Origin of the sequence: Sorangium sp. So ce185 (assembly GCF_051526825.1) — a bacterium.
In the GTDB taxonomy this organism is placed as follows: Bacteria; Myxococcota_A; Polyangia; order Polyangiales; family Polyangiaceae; genus Sorangium; species Sorangium cellulosum_D.
In genome coordinates, this window is sequence record NZ_CP150316.1 from 6,899,335 (window position 1) to 6,916,184 (window position 16,850).

Consider the following 16,850-nt stretch of genomic DNA (forward strand, 5'->3'; position numbering starts at 1 on the left):
TCCTCGTCGGCCGTCAGCCGGACGCCCACTTCGTGGCGGTCGCCGCCTACAGGGCGCCCCAAGGCGGCGAGGCGCTCCACCTCGGTTGCGGCGCCGGCCTCGGCGAAGGTGACCAGAGGGTGATCGGCCGCGGCCGGGCCCGCGGCTGGGCTACCCTCGTCCTCCGGCTGCCCGGCCTCGCTAGAGGCGCGAACGGCGCCAGTGTCCTCTACGGATCGGGGACGAGGTACGACGCGTCCCCCCGTCCAGCGCCTCACTGGCGAGGATCTCCTCCGGCCTCCGGTGGAGGCGCTGAACGATCGCCCCGCTGGCGATCCATGGCGCGGTACGGTGTCATGACGGCCATGCCCAACGACCCGAAGCCACCGCTCCCCCCGCCCCGGCCGCGTAGCACCAATGGTCCGTTGCGCCCGGGCCTACGAATCACGGGTCAACAGCATGACGCCATGAAGCAAAGACTGGGCGATGACACAGTTCAGTCATGCCCCGTACACATTAGGGCATTTTTTATTGGCGGCGCTGCGGACGCAGTCAAATTCAAGGCGCTCAGATTCGCCCCGAGAGTCTTTGGCCCGACCCACATCATGGGGTATGTCAAGAATGAGTCCGATGCTAGACTGCGCGATATTGTCGCAAATCACGACTATCAATCGTACTATCATGGATATGAGGACTTTCATCCAGAGGACCGCGAGGATGTTTTTACTCCAGATGCGCAGATCGGAACCGTCGTGGAGAGCAGGATCCCCACAAGAGACACGGCCGTTTATGTCATCGGCCATAGCCTAGGCGCCACAAATGGCGTCCACGTAGTCTTACACCTTCTCAGGAAGGGTTTCAACGTTGTGATGCTAGTGACACTTGATCCCGTGAGCGGGATAAATCTCTACAGAGTTTACGAGGCGCGCACGCCACAACATTCGGGGCCCTTTGAGTGGATCAATATCTCTGCCAGGTCCGATCTTAAAGATGGGTCCGACGGTGTTGCTGGTGCGGGTGCGCCGTGGGATTTGAGTGGAGCCAGCTCAGTGGATGTCAATGTGCTGAGGAATTTGCATCACGGTGAGGCAAGAAGGATGTTTTTTGAAGGGACGCCGTCGCCTTTTGAGCGTATGTCCGATTCCATCGCGGAGTATATCAGGACGACTTGTCGAAAATGACGCACTGCCATTCCAGCCCGGCAGTGTCCTCACGCGGGTCCGCACGTTCGGGTGGTCCTCCCCCGCTTCCGTGGACACCCCCGACGGCACCAGGAGGCAGGGATGGGACGGAGAAAGAGGAGCGCGTTCACGCCCGAGTTCAAAGCGGCGTAAGCGTCCGGCCAAGGGCATCGTGACCGTCCGAGCGTCGCCGGTTACCTGTTCCCATCGCGACGAAGGAGGAATCGACGGCGACGAGGGCCGAGCGGGCCGAGCGCCGGAAGGGTAGGGGATCGGGGCGCCCCGAGCCAGGGCGGCGCGGGGCGCCCTCGGGGCGGCGATCGTGGGGTGCCGATCGACTTTGGCCCCCGCATGACGGGCGGCTCCAGATCGGCCACGACCCAGCAGCCAGGGGCGCACCGCCGCACCGCCGCACCGCCGCACCGCGTCAGCGCACCCTTGGCCGGAGCGTGGCGGCTCCGTGTATGCTCGGCTGCATGGAGCTCATCTCCCTCGGTGTCGTCCCACGCTCCACATCTCCCCTCCCGGCGGGCTCCCTCCTCTGGCAGCCGCGCCCAGGCGCGTGGATGTTCACCTTCGCTTGCAAGGCCACGTTCACGCTCCGTCCAGGCCAGTCCCCGCTCGCTCCCGAGCAGGAGCCCTTCCACCCGGTGGATCGCCACTGGAGCGACGACCCGGCCAGGAGCCTCTTCGCTCCCACGGACCTTGTCCCGATCCGCCCCCGCGCCGACGTGGTCTTGGTCGGCGAGGCGTACGCCCCTTCCGGCCAGCCTGTCCGTTCCGTGGTCGCGCGCCTCCTCGTGGTCGACATCGACAAGGCCGTCGAGGTCCATGGCCCTCGCTGGTTCACGCAGGAGGGCGTCCTGCAGGAGGGCTCCCCCTTCAGCCGCATGCCGCTGCTCTGGGAGCGCGCCGCCGGCGGCCCGGATACGTCGAACCCGCTCGGCATCTCCGCGGAGCAGCGCGACTCCCGCGGTCGACGCGCCCTCCCGAACCTCCAGCCGCCCGGCATGCTGGTGGCTTATCCGGAGGACTCCATCGAGCCCATCGGCTTCGGTCCGATCTCCCCCGCCTGGCCCACCCGTCGCCAGCGGCTCGGCCGATATGCCCCCACCTGGTCCGATCGCGACTGGATCCACCAGCCTCTCCCCCCCGACCTCGACGCCACCTATTTCAACGTCGCCCCGCGCGACCAGCAGACCCAGCAGATCCGCGCCGACGAGCGCCTGGTCCTCGACAACCTCCATCCCGAGCACCCGCACCTCGTCACCAGCCTCTCCGGCCATCACCCCCGCGCCTTCGTCCAGCGCCCTGGCAGGCTCCCTCAGCCCGTCCCGCTGCGCGCCGATCTCCTCTGGATCGACACCGCGCGCGGGTTGTGCACCTTGACGTGGCGCGGCCAGATCCCCCTCGATCACCCTCAGGAAGAGGGCCGCGTGCTCGTCGCCCTGGAGGAGCCTGGCCAGCCCCTCGGCTGGTCGGAGCTCGAGCGCCTCGCTGCCGCGCCGGGCTCCTCGGGGGAGGAGTTCTCCCTCGCGGACGACGCCCGCCGCCCCCTGGATCTGACGGGCACCATCGAGGTCCTCGACGAGGCGGCGGAGGAGCAGGTCGCAACCGGCACCCTCCTTGTGCCCCTGAAACAGCCCGGCCGCCCGATCCTGCCCTTTGGAGGTCCCTCGCCCGCGCCGCCCGCGCCGCCTGCTTCAGCCGCCCCTGCCCAGCGCCGCGAGGGCACCCCCTTCGCCCCTGCGGCGCCCCCGGCCGTCGCTCCGCCGCCGGTGGCACCACCTCGGCTGGCGGACATGGCCCTTCCGCCGCCGCCGTTGGCACCACCGCGGCTGGTCGACATGGCCCCTCCCTCCCTGGCGGCGCCTCCACCTCGGCTGGCGGACATGGCCCCTCCGCCGCCGCCGGTGGTACCACCTCGGCTGGTCGACGCTGCTCCTCCACCGCCCCCACCGCCGGTCGCGCCCCTGCAGGTGCGCCCCGCAGCCCCGCGCACCTTCGGCGAAGCGGCCATGGAAGCCGCCGCCTCCTCCCTCGGCGCCGCCGCAGCGCCTCCCGTCGTCCTCGGCGCCTCGAGCGCCGCCGCCGTGGCCGACGTCCCCCGGACGCCTCCCCGCGATCAGCCCGCTGCCGGCCCTGTCTCGGCCCCCGCGGTCCGCCCTGGCGCTCAGCCCACCGACGAAGCCCGAGAGCGCATCGAGCTGATCTGGTTCGATCCCGACAGCCTCCCCCGCTTCCGCCGTCAACCCCCGTGGCGCGCCCTCATCAAGCAGCTCGAGAACAAGCCGCTCGACAAGGACCTCGACGACGCCGTCCTCGCCGACGACCCCATGCAGATCGAGGATCGCCGCGAGGTCTTCGAGATCCTCGCCCACGCCTCGGCCACCGACGCCGGGGGCCTGCGCGAGGCCCTCGAAGCCGCCGAGCGCGACGACGGCAAGTTCGTTCCTCCCCTCCGCCTCCTCGCGGGCGACCTGCTCTTCCCCTTCGCCGAGATCGAGACCCTGAAGACCACCGTCGCCGTCGCCACCCTCTTCCAGGGCAACGACGAGGGCCTCAAAGGCGCCATCGCGAGCGCGCAGGAGATTCTCAAGCTCCCCGAGCTGCAGAGCGTCCCCGTCGCCGCCGAGGGCCTGACCGCGCGCATCCGCGAGGCCTGGACGCAGGGCAAGCGCCCTGTCCCGCACACGACCCTGGACACCCAGACCGAGCGCGCGCTGCTCGAGCAGCGCAGCTATCAGCGCCGCAAGATCTTCGGCGGCAAGCACGTGCGCGCCCTGCTCCAGCCCGCGGGCTCGCAGGAGCTCGTGCCCGCCTACCTGCCGGAGGACCTGGCCGACGCCTTGCCGATGTATGCGCGCTTCAAGGCGCGTCTCATAGCCGAGCTGCAGGGGCAGGCGGATCAGCACGAGAGCCACCCCGCCGCCCTGCGTGTGCTGGCGCTGGCTCGCACGACACCGTCCCTCCGGCGGCGCTGACCGATCGCGCCCCGCGGCGCGTGGGCATCTTGCCTCGGCTTGGAGTCGCCGGGGCGGGCGACGGCGCGCGGGCGGCCGGCGGGCGCGCCGCGTTGACGCGGCGGCGAGGCGCCGGGTAATCTGCACATGCGGCAGCGACACGCCGGCGAGCCCAGGCCAGCATCGAGGAAGACAGCATGGCAGCGCGCAAGGGCGATCATGTGTTCAACAACGTCGTCGCCAAGCTGACGAAGGCGTTCGACGCCGGTCTCCGCGTGTACTTCGGCGAGGTGATCCGGAAGATCGACCCCGCCGAGCGTGAGAGGCTCAGCCGGGACGCGCCGGCCGTGCGCCAGGAGTGGATGGCGAGGCACATGCCGCGAACGCTGGCCGCGCTGAACGGGTTCAAGGAGAGCCCGGAGCTCGTGGGAATCCGCGAGCGCCTCCAGACGGTCACGTTCGAAGGCGGAGACGTCAATGGCCCGGCCTACTCGGGGCATGCCCAGGAGTTCGAGCAGGCGACCCTGGCGTTCTTCCGGAAGCTGGCCCTCACCGGCTCCTACCTCGACGAGCACACGCTGCTGCCCGACATCGCCCGGGTCCGCCGCGCCTTCCTGCACATGACGGAAGCCGCGGAGGACCCGGGGGCGCTGGAGCGGCTGCTGGCCCAGTATCAGGGGGATCAGGGCGAGCGCGCCCGCGTCGAGGCGGAGATCCAGCAGCTGCGCGAGAGCCTGCGCTGGGCGTGGGGGAGATGCGAGCACCTCTACCGGATGGCGACGAACGAGCTGCTGAAGCTGTGATCGGGGATCCCGCGCCCTGCAGCCGACCTCGGGCCCGCGCCGCTGGAGCGCGTGGCGCTCACCCGCCGCGGCGCCAGGCAGCCGCGGGCATCAGTCTCCGTACGAGATGCTGAACCACCCTTCGACGTCGTCGCGGTGGCTGTCGTAGAGCGAGATCGTCAAGGGCTTGCCCACGAAGACGGGCCAGCTCTTCAGGCTCTTCCAGCTCAGGAACGTCTCGGACTCCTCGTGAAAAGCCCAGAGGAAGAGGCCCGCGGACGCGCTGGTGTACGCGACGGGATCGAGGACGAGCCTTTCTCTGTAGGGGCCATGGTAGAGGAGGGTCTCTCCTTCGGCATCCATCGCCTTGATGAGGAGCTTGGATCCCTGGAGCTTCGCGTCCTGATGCTGCGGCCGGAGCGTGATGTCCAGCGCCATGAGCGAGTGCGCGCTATTGTCCGGGCGCACGTCCCGGGACAGCTGCTCCAGGACCGACGAGCGGTAGGCCTTCCAGCGGTATCCGCCGGCGTCTTGTGATTCCATTCGATGATCCTCACTCGCCAGTTCTTTTGCCAGGACAAGACCGAGCGCGACCAGGGCCGAGGCTGCGGACACCGAGAGGAAGAGCTTCCTGCGGCGTGACATGCTCAGTCGAGGTCTTCGGTACGATAACCCGAGCGTTGCCCCGGGTTGAGCAAGTACATCCCCGTCGGCATGTTACCCTGGTCGCTGCCGCTCCCAGACTCGACGCTCCCGTCCGCGCCGTCATCCTCCCACACGGCATTGTCGATGTTCCTCCGGTCCGTGTTCCTGTCCCAGGGGCGCCACCCAGCCCAGGTGCCCGCGTAAGTGGTCCGGGTGATGGAGGCGCGAGCTTGGATGTCCCAGAAGTCCGCCATCTTCTGCGCCAGGCTGTTCTTCAGGTTCTGCTCCGCGCTCCCCCGCTGTCCAGCGTTCCCGGTCTGGCATGCCCAGGACGTCACATGACGGAAGGTGTATCTCGAGTTTCTGTCCCTCTTCGGCGTGAACGATCCGGCGTCCACCCTCCCGAGATCGCCAGCCGTCAAGAAGATTCCCTCATCGGCAGACAGCCATATCCTGCCTGGCTGGCCGTGCGCGAAGAAGATCAGGACCTGAACCCTCTTCTGGCATCCGTTCACGGTCCGCGTGTTGATGTGGGAGGCAACATCGCGCCAGCTGCGCACTGATCTTGCGGTGCCTTTGTATTTTCTTACCGAGGCCGTAAGCGCCGCAACCTGCCTGTCGGTATGTACACCGGGACCACCACGAAAATAGAGCACCGTCGTGATGTCGAACCTGGAGCCATAAATCCTCACATAACGCACGGCGTGCGCCATGAACATCATCTTGTTGCCCGGCCTATCGTAGTAATCCTCGGCGCCCACGACGATCACGTACTCGCGCTTGAGGCAGGGCTCGATGGTGCTGCCGTAATCAAGCATCGGACGCTTCCGACCATTGTTCGGCGTACTCCAGCGCGCTCACGGCGCGATAATACTGGGCCAGGTCCCGGTCGCCGAGCAGGCGTCGCAGCCGCTCGCTGTGCTGATCGATCGGCGCGCCCACCAACCACGACGCAGTGACGTATTTCTCGAGCGCCTCTTCGGAGGTGATCCCGTGGAGTAGCGCGCGCTGTATCTCGCCCTGGACGAACGGCAGCGCGTCGTCGAGGCGGGTGAACCTGTGCTGCCGGCGGGATCGGAGCAAGCGGTGCGTGAGGCTCTCCTCGAAGCTGCGCTTGATCTCTTCAGCGAATGTCAGGATCTGTGATTTTCGGATCAACATGGCGGGTGGTCAGCCCTTCAGCTCATCGGGCGGCTCCGGCTTCGCACCCTTGCCCTTCCCCGGGGAGCCGCTGACGTTGATCTTCACCAGCGTCCCCTTGATGGTAACGCCGCTCCCATCGATCCGGATGAACCCCCCGGGGCCGCGGAGCGTCACCTCCTCTGCCCCCTCGCCGACGTACGCCTCCCCGCCGACGTGGTGCATCGCTTTCTCCGCCCGGACCGCGTAGCGGCCCCCGACCTCATCCTGCCGATCCTGCACCACGGTCAGCGACTGCTTCCCGGCGATCACCTCGCGCCGGCTGCCGCGCACCTCGAGATGGTCATCGCCCTCGATCCGCTCGCGCCGGTGCGCCTTCGTGACGAGGTCCTCCTCCTTTCCCACCCAGCGCTGGCGGGAGCCGCCGGTTTCCTCGCTCTCGTCGTTCTTGACGAGCTTCTGCCGGTCGTGGACCACGGTCGCTCGCTCGTCGTTCTTGACCAGGCGCCTGCGGTCCTTCTCGGCCTGCTGCCAGACGAGCTCCGCGCCCTTGCGATCCTCGAACATGATCTCGTTGAAGCCGCCCGAGCCGGGCGAGGAATCGCTCTTCCAGGTGCTGCGGGTCCTGTGCTCGGGCAGCTTGTAAGGCACCTGCTCGACGGCGTTGTAGGCCCGGCCGATGACCACAGGTTGGTCCGGATTGCCCTGGAGGAAGCTCACCAGCACCTCCTGACCGATGCGCGGGACCGTGATCATGCCCCAGCCGGCGCCGCCCCAGCCCTGGTGGACGCGGATCCAGCAGGAGCTGTTGTCGTCGCCCCGACCCTCGCGATCCCAGGGGAACTGGACGCGGACGCGGCCGAACTCGTCGGTGTGGATCTCCGTGCCCTGGGGCCCGACGACGGTGGCGCTCTGGATGCCCTCGACGGTGGGCTTCGGGGTGCGCTGCGCAGGGCGGTAGACAACGTCCGTGAACACGGCCTGCGCGGACATGGGCCACTCCTCGCCGGGAGCGCCATCCACGGTGAACTCGGTGATGAGGAGGCGCGTGCCCTCGGCGAGCTCGGCGTGCGGGTGGTGCTCCATGGACACGACGACGCCGGGCCAGAGGTCGATGGCGTTCGTGTCGAAGGCGACGGCGCGGCGGCCGAGGCGGTCGCCGCCGAGGGCGCGGGCAGCGCGGGCGTCGCCGAACGGCTGATCGTGGCGGGCGACGCCCTTGTCGTCGGCCGCGGGCGTGCGGCCGCCTTTTCCGGTCTCGATCAAGAAGGCGCCGGGCCTGTAGTGGTACTGCTCGTAGCTGTCCTCGGGGGCAGGGGCCTTGGGAGCGTTGCCGAACAGGGGGAAGCCGGGGTTGCGGAAGTCGTAATCGCGGAAGGTGGCGGCGCCCGGGCGGACCTCGCGAGAGAGGCGGACGTTGGAGACGAACTCCTTGTCGGGCGTCTGGCTGGGGTTGTCGACGTAAGGGAGGGGATCGCCGGCGCGGAGGGGATTGCGGTCGAGCTTGTCGCTGAGGGTGAGCCGGGGCCCGGCCGGGTCGGCGTCAGGGAATGTGAAGGCGATGCCGGCTTCCTCCCAGAGGCGACAGAGGAAGGCATAGTCGCTCTCGCCGTACTGGACCTTGTACTCGAGCTTGGGGTAGTCGCCGCGGTCGATGTTCCAGACAGGCTGGATCGCCCACTCGCCGAGGAGCCTGTCGGTGATGTCCGGGATGCTGAGGTGCTGGAAAATCCGGTAGTTGCGGCGGTGGGTGAGGAGCCAGAGGTCCGGGACGATGCGCAGGTAGTAGCCGGACTCGGCCTCCTGGCCGGCCGACGACGGGACGGCGTGGACCTGCTCGATGTAGCCGCAAACGCCGGTCCAGGTGCGGGCGACGCGGTGGTCGCCGCGGACGCCGCCGTCGACGTGGAAGGTGGCGGGCTTGCCGACGAGGGCCTCCAGATCGAGCGAGGGGCTGCGGGAGCGGGCCCAGACCGAGACGGTGAAGAGGCTCGAGACCGCCTCGTGGACCGAGAAGCGGCTGACCCGGAGGGAGTCCTCTCCAGAAGCAAAGCTGAGCTCCAACGTAGGCATATCCCTCCAGCGCGGGAGCGATGCTACACGAGCCGGCCGGCGGCGGTCCAGGCGGCGAGGGAGCGTCTGGGGAGGAGGAAACGCCCGCCGATTGCCAGACGGGCGTGATGCCGCAGAGGACAGCCCACGCAAAGCCATTCCGACCTGTCAAGAAATTTCCGCAAACGCCTATTTGTTGGGTCGACCCGGGAGGGCTCCCGGTTGCGTCCCGATCAGGCTCGGCACAGCTCCGAAGAGCGAGATCCGCGTCGTCCAGCGTGCCCCCGTGATCTAATCCCGAGGGCCTGTGGCCCAACGCCGCCTCCGTCGGACATGCCGCTTCACCCACGCCACGATCTTGCTCGCCTCCCTCGGCGTGAAGCCCCACTTGGCGCGGGGCCCCTGGGAGAGCTTCCGACCAGCAGGGAGCTCCGTTCCGAGGCGCCTGCGGATCGTCTGCATGGAGCACGCCGCCCGATGCGCTAGCTCTTCGAGCCCGACGAGCTCTGGCTTGTGATCCAGCCGACTCTGCTCCCGAAGCGCAATTCGAAGGACGTCGACCTGCTCGGGCGTGAACACCCGCATCTTCCGGCTCCCCTGGCGAGGGGCGGGCTCGAAGAGCGTGCCCTCGATCCGCCGGAGCGTGGTCGTGCCGATGCTGAGCATCCGGGCCGTCGAGGTCGAGGTCACGCATCTCGGTGGTACGTCAGGGGCTGGCCTGACCACGCCCGCTAATACAGACAGCGAAGTCCCGCAGGTGGCGGTAGCGGACGAGACATCCGACCTCCTGGATGTGCAGAAACGGGACGAGTTCCTTAATCTCGACGCGCTCGACCGGGACGCGCAAGGTGTGGAGCTTCTTGAGGACCTCGGCATCATCATCCGCATCATCGACGCCGAGCCTCGAGCAGACCTCGTTCTGAACCGTGCCGAGCCTCGCGGCCCACACCTTCGAGACCTCCTGCCGTAGGGTGTAACCGGCCGTCCGATCGCCGAACTTGATCGAGAGCTCCGCCAAGAGCAGCTCGTTCGCGAACTCGGCGAACCTGTCGAGCCCGTCGCGCCGGAGCTGGGCCCCCACGGCCTCCTCCAGCGCGAGCAGCGGCCCGACCTCGGCGGAAAGCTGGCTGGCGCTCTCATCCGAGAGCCGCTCGATGGGCTCCATCTGCGAGCGGCCGGACGGGAGCTGGGCGCCGAGGATTCTTCCGCAGGCGTGGGCCAGGTCGAAGAACGACGCGTCCTCGCCGTGTACGCCCGCGTCAAGCAGCTCGCATGCCACCTTCGTGTCGAAGATCATGCGGGGCCTCAGCTTGAACTCGTTGGCGATGTGCGCGAGGTCGGGCTTCAGGTTGTGGCCCACGACGAGCACCTCACAGAGCGCCTCGATGACCGGCGTGACATCGTGCGGCACGCGCAAGTCGACGACGTGGATCTCGCCGCTCGGCAAGGCGACCGCAACCGAACACGCCTGATCCCGCCGCATACCGTGGCCGGTCGCGGCCACGCGCAGGCCGACCTTCTCGGACGCCCGGATCGCCGCCGCGAGGGCAGGCAGGTTCGACGCATCGCGATGGATCCGCATGTCGCGGAGCCGCGTGTCCTCGGTTGCTGCGTCGACGATGCCTGCAGAAGGATCGTCAGCACCGTCAGCATCGTCAGCGCGGCCCGTCTTTCCGCTGGAATCGGCCATCTCGGCCGTCGCCGCGAGCAGACGATCATCGGCCTCGCGACCGGCGACGGATCGGAGGAGACCGTCAGCCTCACCGGCCACCACGGACGAGGCCCGCGCTTGCGGAGCCTCCTCGCTCATCGTCGCAGGCTCGCTGACGGTGCTGACGGTCATCTGCGCTCCTGCATCGCGAAGGCGGAGGCCGCGGCTACCCGCCTTGCCGCTGCGAGCCATGTCCTCGTACACGACGCCGGCTTCGCGAAGTACGGGCGCAATCCTCCTCAGCCTGTTCGTCAGCGTGTTGGGAGCCTTGGGCCAGTCTCCTGAACGAAGCACGTTCTCGGGCAAGAGGCTGTGCAGCTCCGCGTGCAGGGCCGTCGCGCTGCCCTCCCAGATGCCGCCTCGGCGTCGAGCGAAGAGCTCGCGCACGGCGACCGCGACCATGTCGGTCTCGAGCGTGACCTCGACGGTCTCGGCCCGGTTGCGGGTGTACGCCGCCATGAAGGTCCCCGGCGCCCAGCTGAATCCCTCCTCGGCGGCGGTCACCCACAGCGCGAAGTCGGCCATCCGAGGCTTGGTCGGTAGGGTGACGGTCCCGATGTTCCGGAGGGCGGCGCTCACGCCGTCGAGCAGGGCACCGAGGATGCGCGGCGCGGCCTCGTCGAAGGCGGTCCTGAGCGTGGCCTCGTCCTGCCGTCTGTCGTCGGGGATCGCGGGCAACGACACGGTCACGGCGCGATCGGCGAGATCCGGACGCTCGGTGATCCCGGCGATGCCGTTCAAAAGAAGCGGCCGGGTCGCGCTGACGATCACCTCGTCGTCATCGGTGCGCAGCGCGCGGGTGGAGAACCCGCCGCCGGTCGAGAGGCTGCACAGCGCATCCGAGAGCCACACGGGCAGGCCGGACAGGTTGTCGAACGACAGCATCCACGCGTTCTGCGCCGCGATCATCAGGTCGCGCCCGTCGCGGGGCATGCGCCGCGTCGGTGCCGTGGAGGGATCGATCAGCCGGCGGAGCAGACGTGCCGTCGTCGACTTCGCGCTGCCCTGCTCGCCCTGGAGGGCAAGGACGGCGAAGGGCCCCGTCGGGCGGAGCGCGCCCACGAGCCAGGCGACGAGCAGGTGGAAGGCGTCATCGCTGTCAACGTTCACGAAGCGGCGAAGGTCGTCGATGCGCCCGCCGCGCACCGGCTCCGGAAGGGCCTGCATGCCGCGGGTCCGCCGGAACTTCACCGGCGGCTCCGCGACGACGCTCCAGCCCCGGGGCGTGATCTCGGCAGCGCGCCAATCCTTGTCGCCAAGGTCAAGGTACACGACGCCGTTCTTCTCGGCGACGCGCAGGTACACCGGCTCCTCGGCCCCCTCGTACCGGGCGCGTGCCTCAAACATAGCCAAGGCGTCCCGCAGCGTCTGCGCGCCGGGGACGCTCTGATGCCGGCGGTAGAACTCACGCTTGAGCCAGTCCGAAAACCCTCGACTCTCGAGGCGCCACGTCTCGCGGTGGCCGTTGATTTTGAGCGTCGCGAAGGCAACCCCGTCAGGCGAACGGAACAGCTCGGCCCCCGCCGCAAGCTCGAGGAGCTCGTTGACCTGCCAGGCGATCTTGTTCTTCGCCGAGCCCGCGCTCGTCGACGGGTTCGTCGGCGAGGGCTGCTCGGAGGCAGCCTCCGATGCCTGAGCGCGCGAAGGCGGCGGCGGTTGACCGTGCTCAGTGTCCGTAAAGTTGGCGTCGCTCATAGGGAGCGCACGATGCCGCACGGGCGCCATCTCCCGCCAGGTGCCGGGGACCTACGCGCGTGGTCCCCACGAGCTTGACGGTGCTACTCGTCGTCCTGCTTCTGCCGCTTCACCCGCTTTTCCAAGTAACTGAAGAATGAGCGGGCCTCGTTCTCTGGCATGCCCATTGCGCGGAAGCTGTGTTCCAGGAGCAGCGCGGGATCTTCCCAGGTGCTCGGGCCAAGGTTCACGAGTGCTTGAGTGACCTGAGCAGCCCGCGACGCGAGGGAACCCTGCCGAAGCGCATCCAGCGCGGGCTGAGCGCGCCCATCGATCGGCAGCCGGGCGATGGCCCAGGCGAGCTCTTCGATGGGACCTCGGGGGCGCCGATCTGTGGCCGCCGAGTGCTCCAAGCCGCGACTCTTCTTGAGTCGGGTCGCCTGCTCGGCGAGGACACGCGCTGCGTCCTGAAGCGGCACCTCCTGCCCAAGCCGTGGCTCCGCTTTCTGCGCGAGCGCGAGGATGCGCTGCGTGACTTCCTGGAGCAGAAAGTCCTTCTGCGGAGCGAGTTTTCGCTTCGGATGGACGGGTGGACTGGCGCCGGTGATCGTCTGCGCCCAGCGGAAGGGCGCGTCGAGCGACACCTCCGGTCCCTGCTCGAGTGCAACGCGCAGAGCGTTCACGACCCGAGCTGCTCGCTGGAGCTGCTTCATGCGCTCGATGAGCAGCTCGGGGTCATCGCCGACTTGCTGGCGCGCTGCTCGCTGCTCCATCGCGATCGCGTTGCCGTCCGCGGCGTTGCGGAGCGCCTGGTAGAGCGCATGGAACGCGTTGTAGGTGCGCGGGCTGATCGAGCGCAGGTAGAACGGATCGTTTTTGCCTTTGGCAGCTGCGCCGGCGCGAGCTGAAGCACCCGCGCCAGAGCTCGTCGCCGCCCGTGTTGCTCGGCTGCGGTTCGGCATGCAGACCCTTCTCCTATCACTGCGCGCAGCCGCGGCGCGACCGGCGCGTCAGCGGCAAGGGAACGGACGCGCGCCCGTCCCGTCGGGGTTGGCGGGCTCGACATTCCCGGCATGACCTTCGCGTTACACTCGGCGTACTTGTGGCAGACCTCCCCCCCTCTGCCGTCACGCTCGGTACGCGCCGTGGTTGCCGGCCTCCTCGACCGCCCAGCCGCGCGCCTGCGCGTAAGTGCTGAGCCGGGCACCGACGATGAGGTGCGAGCTCTCGGGCGCCGCGGCACGAGCCACCGGAGCGAGCCTGCGCCAGCCCCCGCAACCAGGCGCATGGCCGCGTCGTATTGCCGACTAGGGGAGCGAGCTCGTGCAGTGAGAGGATGCGCCGGCCATGCTTCCCAGCGAGCGACCACATCGAGAACCGAGCGGCGGAGCTGCTCCAGCCGTCTCCACCTGCGCGTCGTCAAGGTCTTGGTGGTCATGGGCCCGGAACGGCGACGAGAGCGCCAAGGGCGTGCCCCAGCGGCACTTCCTCGCCTACTGCTGGAGAAACTAGCGCCAGCTTACACTACTGGCGAACGACCTCGTGTGACGCTCGACCGTTCGCCTGAGCTTGCTCGTCTGGATAGATTGCCGCCAGGCGCTCTTCATGCCCAGAGGCCAGCGCGGATACCAACGTCATGGAGTGGACGTGCTCATGGATGCCGAGGTCCGAAGGTTCCGCTGTGCTTTTCTGTAATTAGGACACGATGTTGAGTAGATAGAATGAAGTCTGAAGACACACCATAAACCATGGACTTTACATATAAATATACACTCAACACAGACTCCCAACAGAAAAATCTGAAGGCGAACGACCCACCAGCCCTTGGGCCCCAAGCCCTGGCGCATTCGTCGTCCGAGGGTCACCTCCCCTCCCTCGGCTCACCGCTGGAGATGATTGCGCTGGAGATGATTGGGGCAGGATCTTGTTGTAGTGGTGGTGCTGCCGAGCGGCCGATAGGACTGCCGGCGGCAGTTGAGCTTCCGCAGGATGACCGTGACCAATAAGAAGCCCAGCCACGACACTCAGCCATCGGGTTCCGGCGCTCCCGGTGAGCTTGCCTCATCCTCGGCGAGGTTCCGCGACCTCATCTCCAGGAGCGACGACGACAAGTGCTGGTACTGGCTGGGCGCGGTGAACGATCGGGGCTACGGCGTGTTCCGGCTTGGACGCCGCCTCGTCGTGGCTCACCGGCACATGTTCGAGCTGGAGCACGGACGCCCGCCATCCGGGATGGTTTTGCACTCCTGCGGCAAGAAGTCGTGCGTCAACCCGCAGCACCTGTACGAGGGGACGAAGCCGAAGCGGCCCGACGCGGACGCGTCGCGGCTCGAGAAGATCGAGCGCGAGGCTCTTCCTCCGGCCCCGCCGCAGCGAGGCGCCTCCGGGGTCAGCAACCCGCGGGCTCAGCTCAACGAGGAGCAGGTCCGGAGCATCTGCGCGTCTCTCGACAAGGGCGTGAGCCCGCGGGTGATCGCCTTCAGCTTCGGCGTTGATCCGAAGAGCATCCGCAACATCGACCAGGGCAAGACCTGGCGGCATCTACCCGAGGTAGCTCAGCGGGCGGATGCACCGCGGAGGCGACGAAGAGGCGGCTGGCGGCGGTACGGTCCCTAGGCGCGCGACCGCAGACGCGGCACCTCAGCCCGACGCTCTCACGATCGCGTTCCGCATCTCCTCCTCCCAACCCGCAGGGAACGAGCGCCCTAACAGCCCCACATCTCGGCCAGCCTCTCGTCGCGCCAGCGGCTCGTCGCCGCCTCGTGATGCTACAAGAGCGCCTCCCGCCACCCTGGCGGCCCGAGCTTCCTGCCGCCTTGCGCAGCCCACGCCATCGGCCGCCAAAGGTCCCTCGGTGGCGCACGGTGGCGAGGCTGCCCACGCAGAGCACCGCGTACACGCGCTCGATCCGCACAGCGATCTCGGCCATGTCCTCGGGCGCGACCACGCCGTTGCTGGTCGCCTTGAACTGCACGGTCGCGCGCACAGAGCAGCGCGTTGCGCTTGGTGGCCAAGTCGGCGACCTCGGTGAAGGACCCATCCACCTCGCCGTGTCCTATCACCGCCTCCTCGACGCCGCTCGCTCCGGCGCAGCGAGGCACAGCGCCCGGCAGTGACATCGCCGCGACCCCACACGCCACCGTCGACGGCGACTTAGGGGGCTGCACGAGCGGCATCGGGATCAGGAGGACGACATTCCGCCCCGCTGCTCGACCCTCCCGGCGCCTGGCGCCGCGTCCGTTGCGTCCCCGCCCGCGACAACGAGGTCGCGCATCGCCTGCCCGCCAGGCTGCACCGCTCGCCGTTGTAGTTGAAGAACAGCCGCTGGCCCCACATGCGACCGGCCTCGAAGCCGTTTCGGGCGTTGTCGATGATCATCGCGCTGGTCCCCTCACGCATCGGCACGAGCGCGAGTACCGCGGGGGCGCCCGCGGGATTGGTAGTTGAACCGCACCGGATTGAACTCGGCCTCGTCCGCCTTCCGCACCGGCAGGAAGCACGCTCCGCGTTCACGAGCACGTCCGTGTCTCGCTCCGCGAGGACTGAGGAGCGACCACCCGCCCAGGCCCGGTGTGCTCGGGTAGCGCCGCGAGGCCCAAGGCAGTCGCGCAGCGAGACGCGGCGGAGCGGCTCCCCCTTCTCGTTGATAATGACGAGCTCAGCTACAACGAGCGAAGGACAAAGCCTCCGCGATCGCCACCAAGCCGGCGTAGTCTGGGCCGCCGTGCAGCGGGCCATTGAGGAGGTCTCCGCGACCGTGCGACCGGGCGTGCGTCTCAGCGCTCCCCAGCGCCGAGCCGACGGCGTGCAAAGAATCGCCGGTCTGTAGACTGCGCCGTGATGCGGGGCGCAGTTCGCTGATCGCGAGGTGACCGGCAGCCACAAGGGTCTCGACCAGCTCGCGGAGCTTGCGGGGCGGTTGGTGGGAGGCACCGTCGGAGTCTCCAGGTCCGGATGCCCAGCCCTCGGGGCAGGAGCGCCGGAGAGGCAGCCCTTGGAGGTCGCGAACGCCACCTGCATCGCTCCAGCTCGGCCTGCCCCCCCTCCGGAGCCTCAGGTTGGCGGGCTCGCCAGCAACGTCGATCGGCGCCAGTCATGGCACGTGCTTCTCCAACCACACGGAAAACGCCAGGTTTTCGGCGAGAGCGACGACGACCGCGCGGGAGAAGAACCATCCGGGCGCCCGTCTCGATCGTGCACCGAACCAGCAGAAAACGCGGCCTTTGTTCAGCACGCCGCCTCCCAGGCAGCTCGATTCGGGCGTGCCCCTCGGGAACTTCCAAACAGGTGGTCGCCGGCAGTGTGTCCCGGCGCAACTCGATGTTGGTCGGCCCCAAAAATGCCCCGAGCTGCAGCGCAGAGAGCGCGTCATCTTGCGAATTTCTTGGACGTACACCGGCTCATCTCGCCAGGTCGCCTTGGTCTGACGCAATGCCCGAGCTCTACCAACCGATCAGCATCATCCATAGCACCCCTTGTCCGGGCTCGCTCTTGGTAAGGTCACGCGCGTCTCGTACAGCTGGGCCGCCTGCACGCTAAAGGAGCGTGCGTCATGCACGCCCCTTGGCGATCCTGCGTACCTGGCGGTCGAGCGCGCCTCGCTGCAGCTGGGCTACCTGCACGCCAAGGGATGTACGTGATGGACACCCCTTGGCGACCACCTAGTCGGATAACGGCGCGAAAGACCGCTGGCGAGCTCATCGACGGGCAGTTCGCCAGCGTG

General features: G+C 68.2%; 12 protein-coding genes. 4 read left to right on the top strand and 8 right to left on the bottom strand.

All coding sequences use genetic code 11. The features are described 5' to 3' along the window. The first annotated feature begins 446 nt into the window (after positions 1-446). The 3 genes from WMF26_RS25050 (at position 447) to WMF26_RS25060 (ending at position 4,926) form a co-directional block, all read left to right on the top strand. The gene (locus WMF26_RS25050; RefSeq protein ID WP_438002367.1) at positions 447-1,160 is read left to right on the top strand and encodes a hypothetical protein; all 714 of its coding nucleotides are present in this window, start codon (positions 447-449) and stop codon (positions 1,158-1,160) included. 566 nt (positions 1,161-1,726) lie between these two features. After that, the gene (locus tag WMF26_RS25055) at positions 1,727-4,144 is read left to right on the top strand and encodes a DUF2169 family type VI secretion system accessory protein (RefSeq protein WP_438002368.1); all 2,418 of its coding nucleotides are present in this window, start codon (positions 1,727-1,729) and stop codon (positions 4,142-4,144) included. Positions 4,145-4,320: 176 nt separating this feature from the next. Continuing rightward, positions 4,321-4,926, top strand: a complete 606-nt coding sequence (locus tag WMF26_RS25060; RefSeq protein ID WP_438002369.1) for a hypothetical protein — start codon at positions 4,321-4,323, stop codon at positions 4,924-4,926. Between the two features lie 90 nt (positions 4,927-5,016). On the opposite strand, the gene WMF26_RS25065 is transcribed toward WMF26_RS25060, so the two are convergent. The 8 genes from WMF26_RS25065 to WMF26_RS25100 form a co-directional block, all read right to left on the bottom strand. Then, a complete protein-coding gene (locus WMF26_RS25065; protein ID WP_437994727.1) occupies positions 5,017-5,448 on the bottom strand; it encodes a hypothetical protein in 432 nt (143 codons plus the stop codon). Positions 5,449-5,552: 104 nt separating this feature from the next. Continuing rightward, a complete protein-coding gene (locus WMF26_RS25070) occupies positions 5,553-6,368 on the bottom strand; it encodes a hypothetical protein (RefSeq protein ID WP_437994728.1) in 816 nt (271 codons plus the stop codon). Continuing rightward, a complete protein-coding gene (locus tag WMF26_RS25075) occupies positions 6,361-6,711 on the bottom strand; it encodes a hypothetical protein (protein WP_437994729.1) in 351 nt (116 codons plus the stop codon). Before WMF26_RS25075 ends, WMF26_RS25070 begins: the two co-directional genes overlap by 8 nt. Positions 6,712-6,720: 9 nt before the next feature. Then, a complete protein-coding gene (locus WMF26_RS25080; RefSeq protein ID WP_437994730.1) occupies positions 6,721-8,763 on the bottom strand; it encodes a type VI secretion system Vgr family protein in 2,043 nt (680 codons plus the stop codon). Positions 8,764-9,033: 270 nt separating this feature from the next. After that, entirely contained in the window at positions 9,034-9,432 is a 399-nt protein-coding gene (locus WMF26_RS25085; RefSeq protein WP_437994731.1) for a hypothetical protein, read from the bottom strand. 16 nt (positions 9,433-9,448) lie between these two features. Further along, a complete protein-coding gene (locus WMF26_RS25090; RefSeq protein ID WP_437994732.1) occupies positions 9,449-12,148 on the bottom strand; it encodes a hypothetical protein in 2,700 nt (899 codons plus the stop codon). A gap of 83 nt (positions 12,149-12,231) precedes the next feature. Beyond that, positions 12,232-13,089, bottom strand: coding sequence for a hypothetical protein (locus WMF26_RS25095; protein WP_437994733.1), 858 nt, complete (start codon positions 13,087-13,089; stop codon positions 12,232-12,234). Between the two features lie 165 nt (positions 13,090-13,254). Next, a complete protein-coding gene (locus WMF26_RS25100) occupies positions 13,255-13,377 on the bottom strand; it encodes a hypothetical protein (protein ID WP_437994734.1) in 123 nt (40 codons plus the stop codon). Between the two features lie 739 nt (positions 13,378-14,116). On the opposite strand from WMF26_RS25100, the gene WMF26_RS25105 reads away from it, so the two are divergent. Then, entirely contained in the window at positions 14,117-14,743 is a 627-nt protein-coding gene (locus tag WMF26_RS25105; RefSeq protein WP_437994735.1) for an HNH endonuclease signature motif containing protein, read from the top strand. Positions 14,744-16,850 lie beyond the last annotated feature (2,107 nt).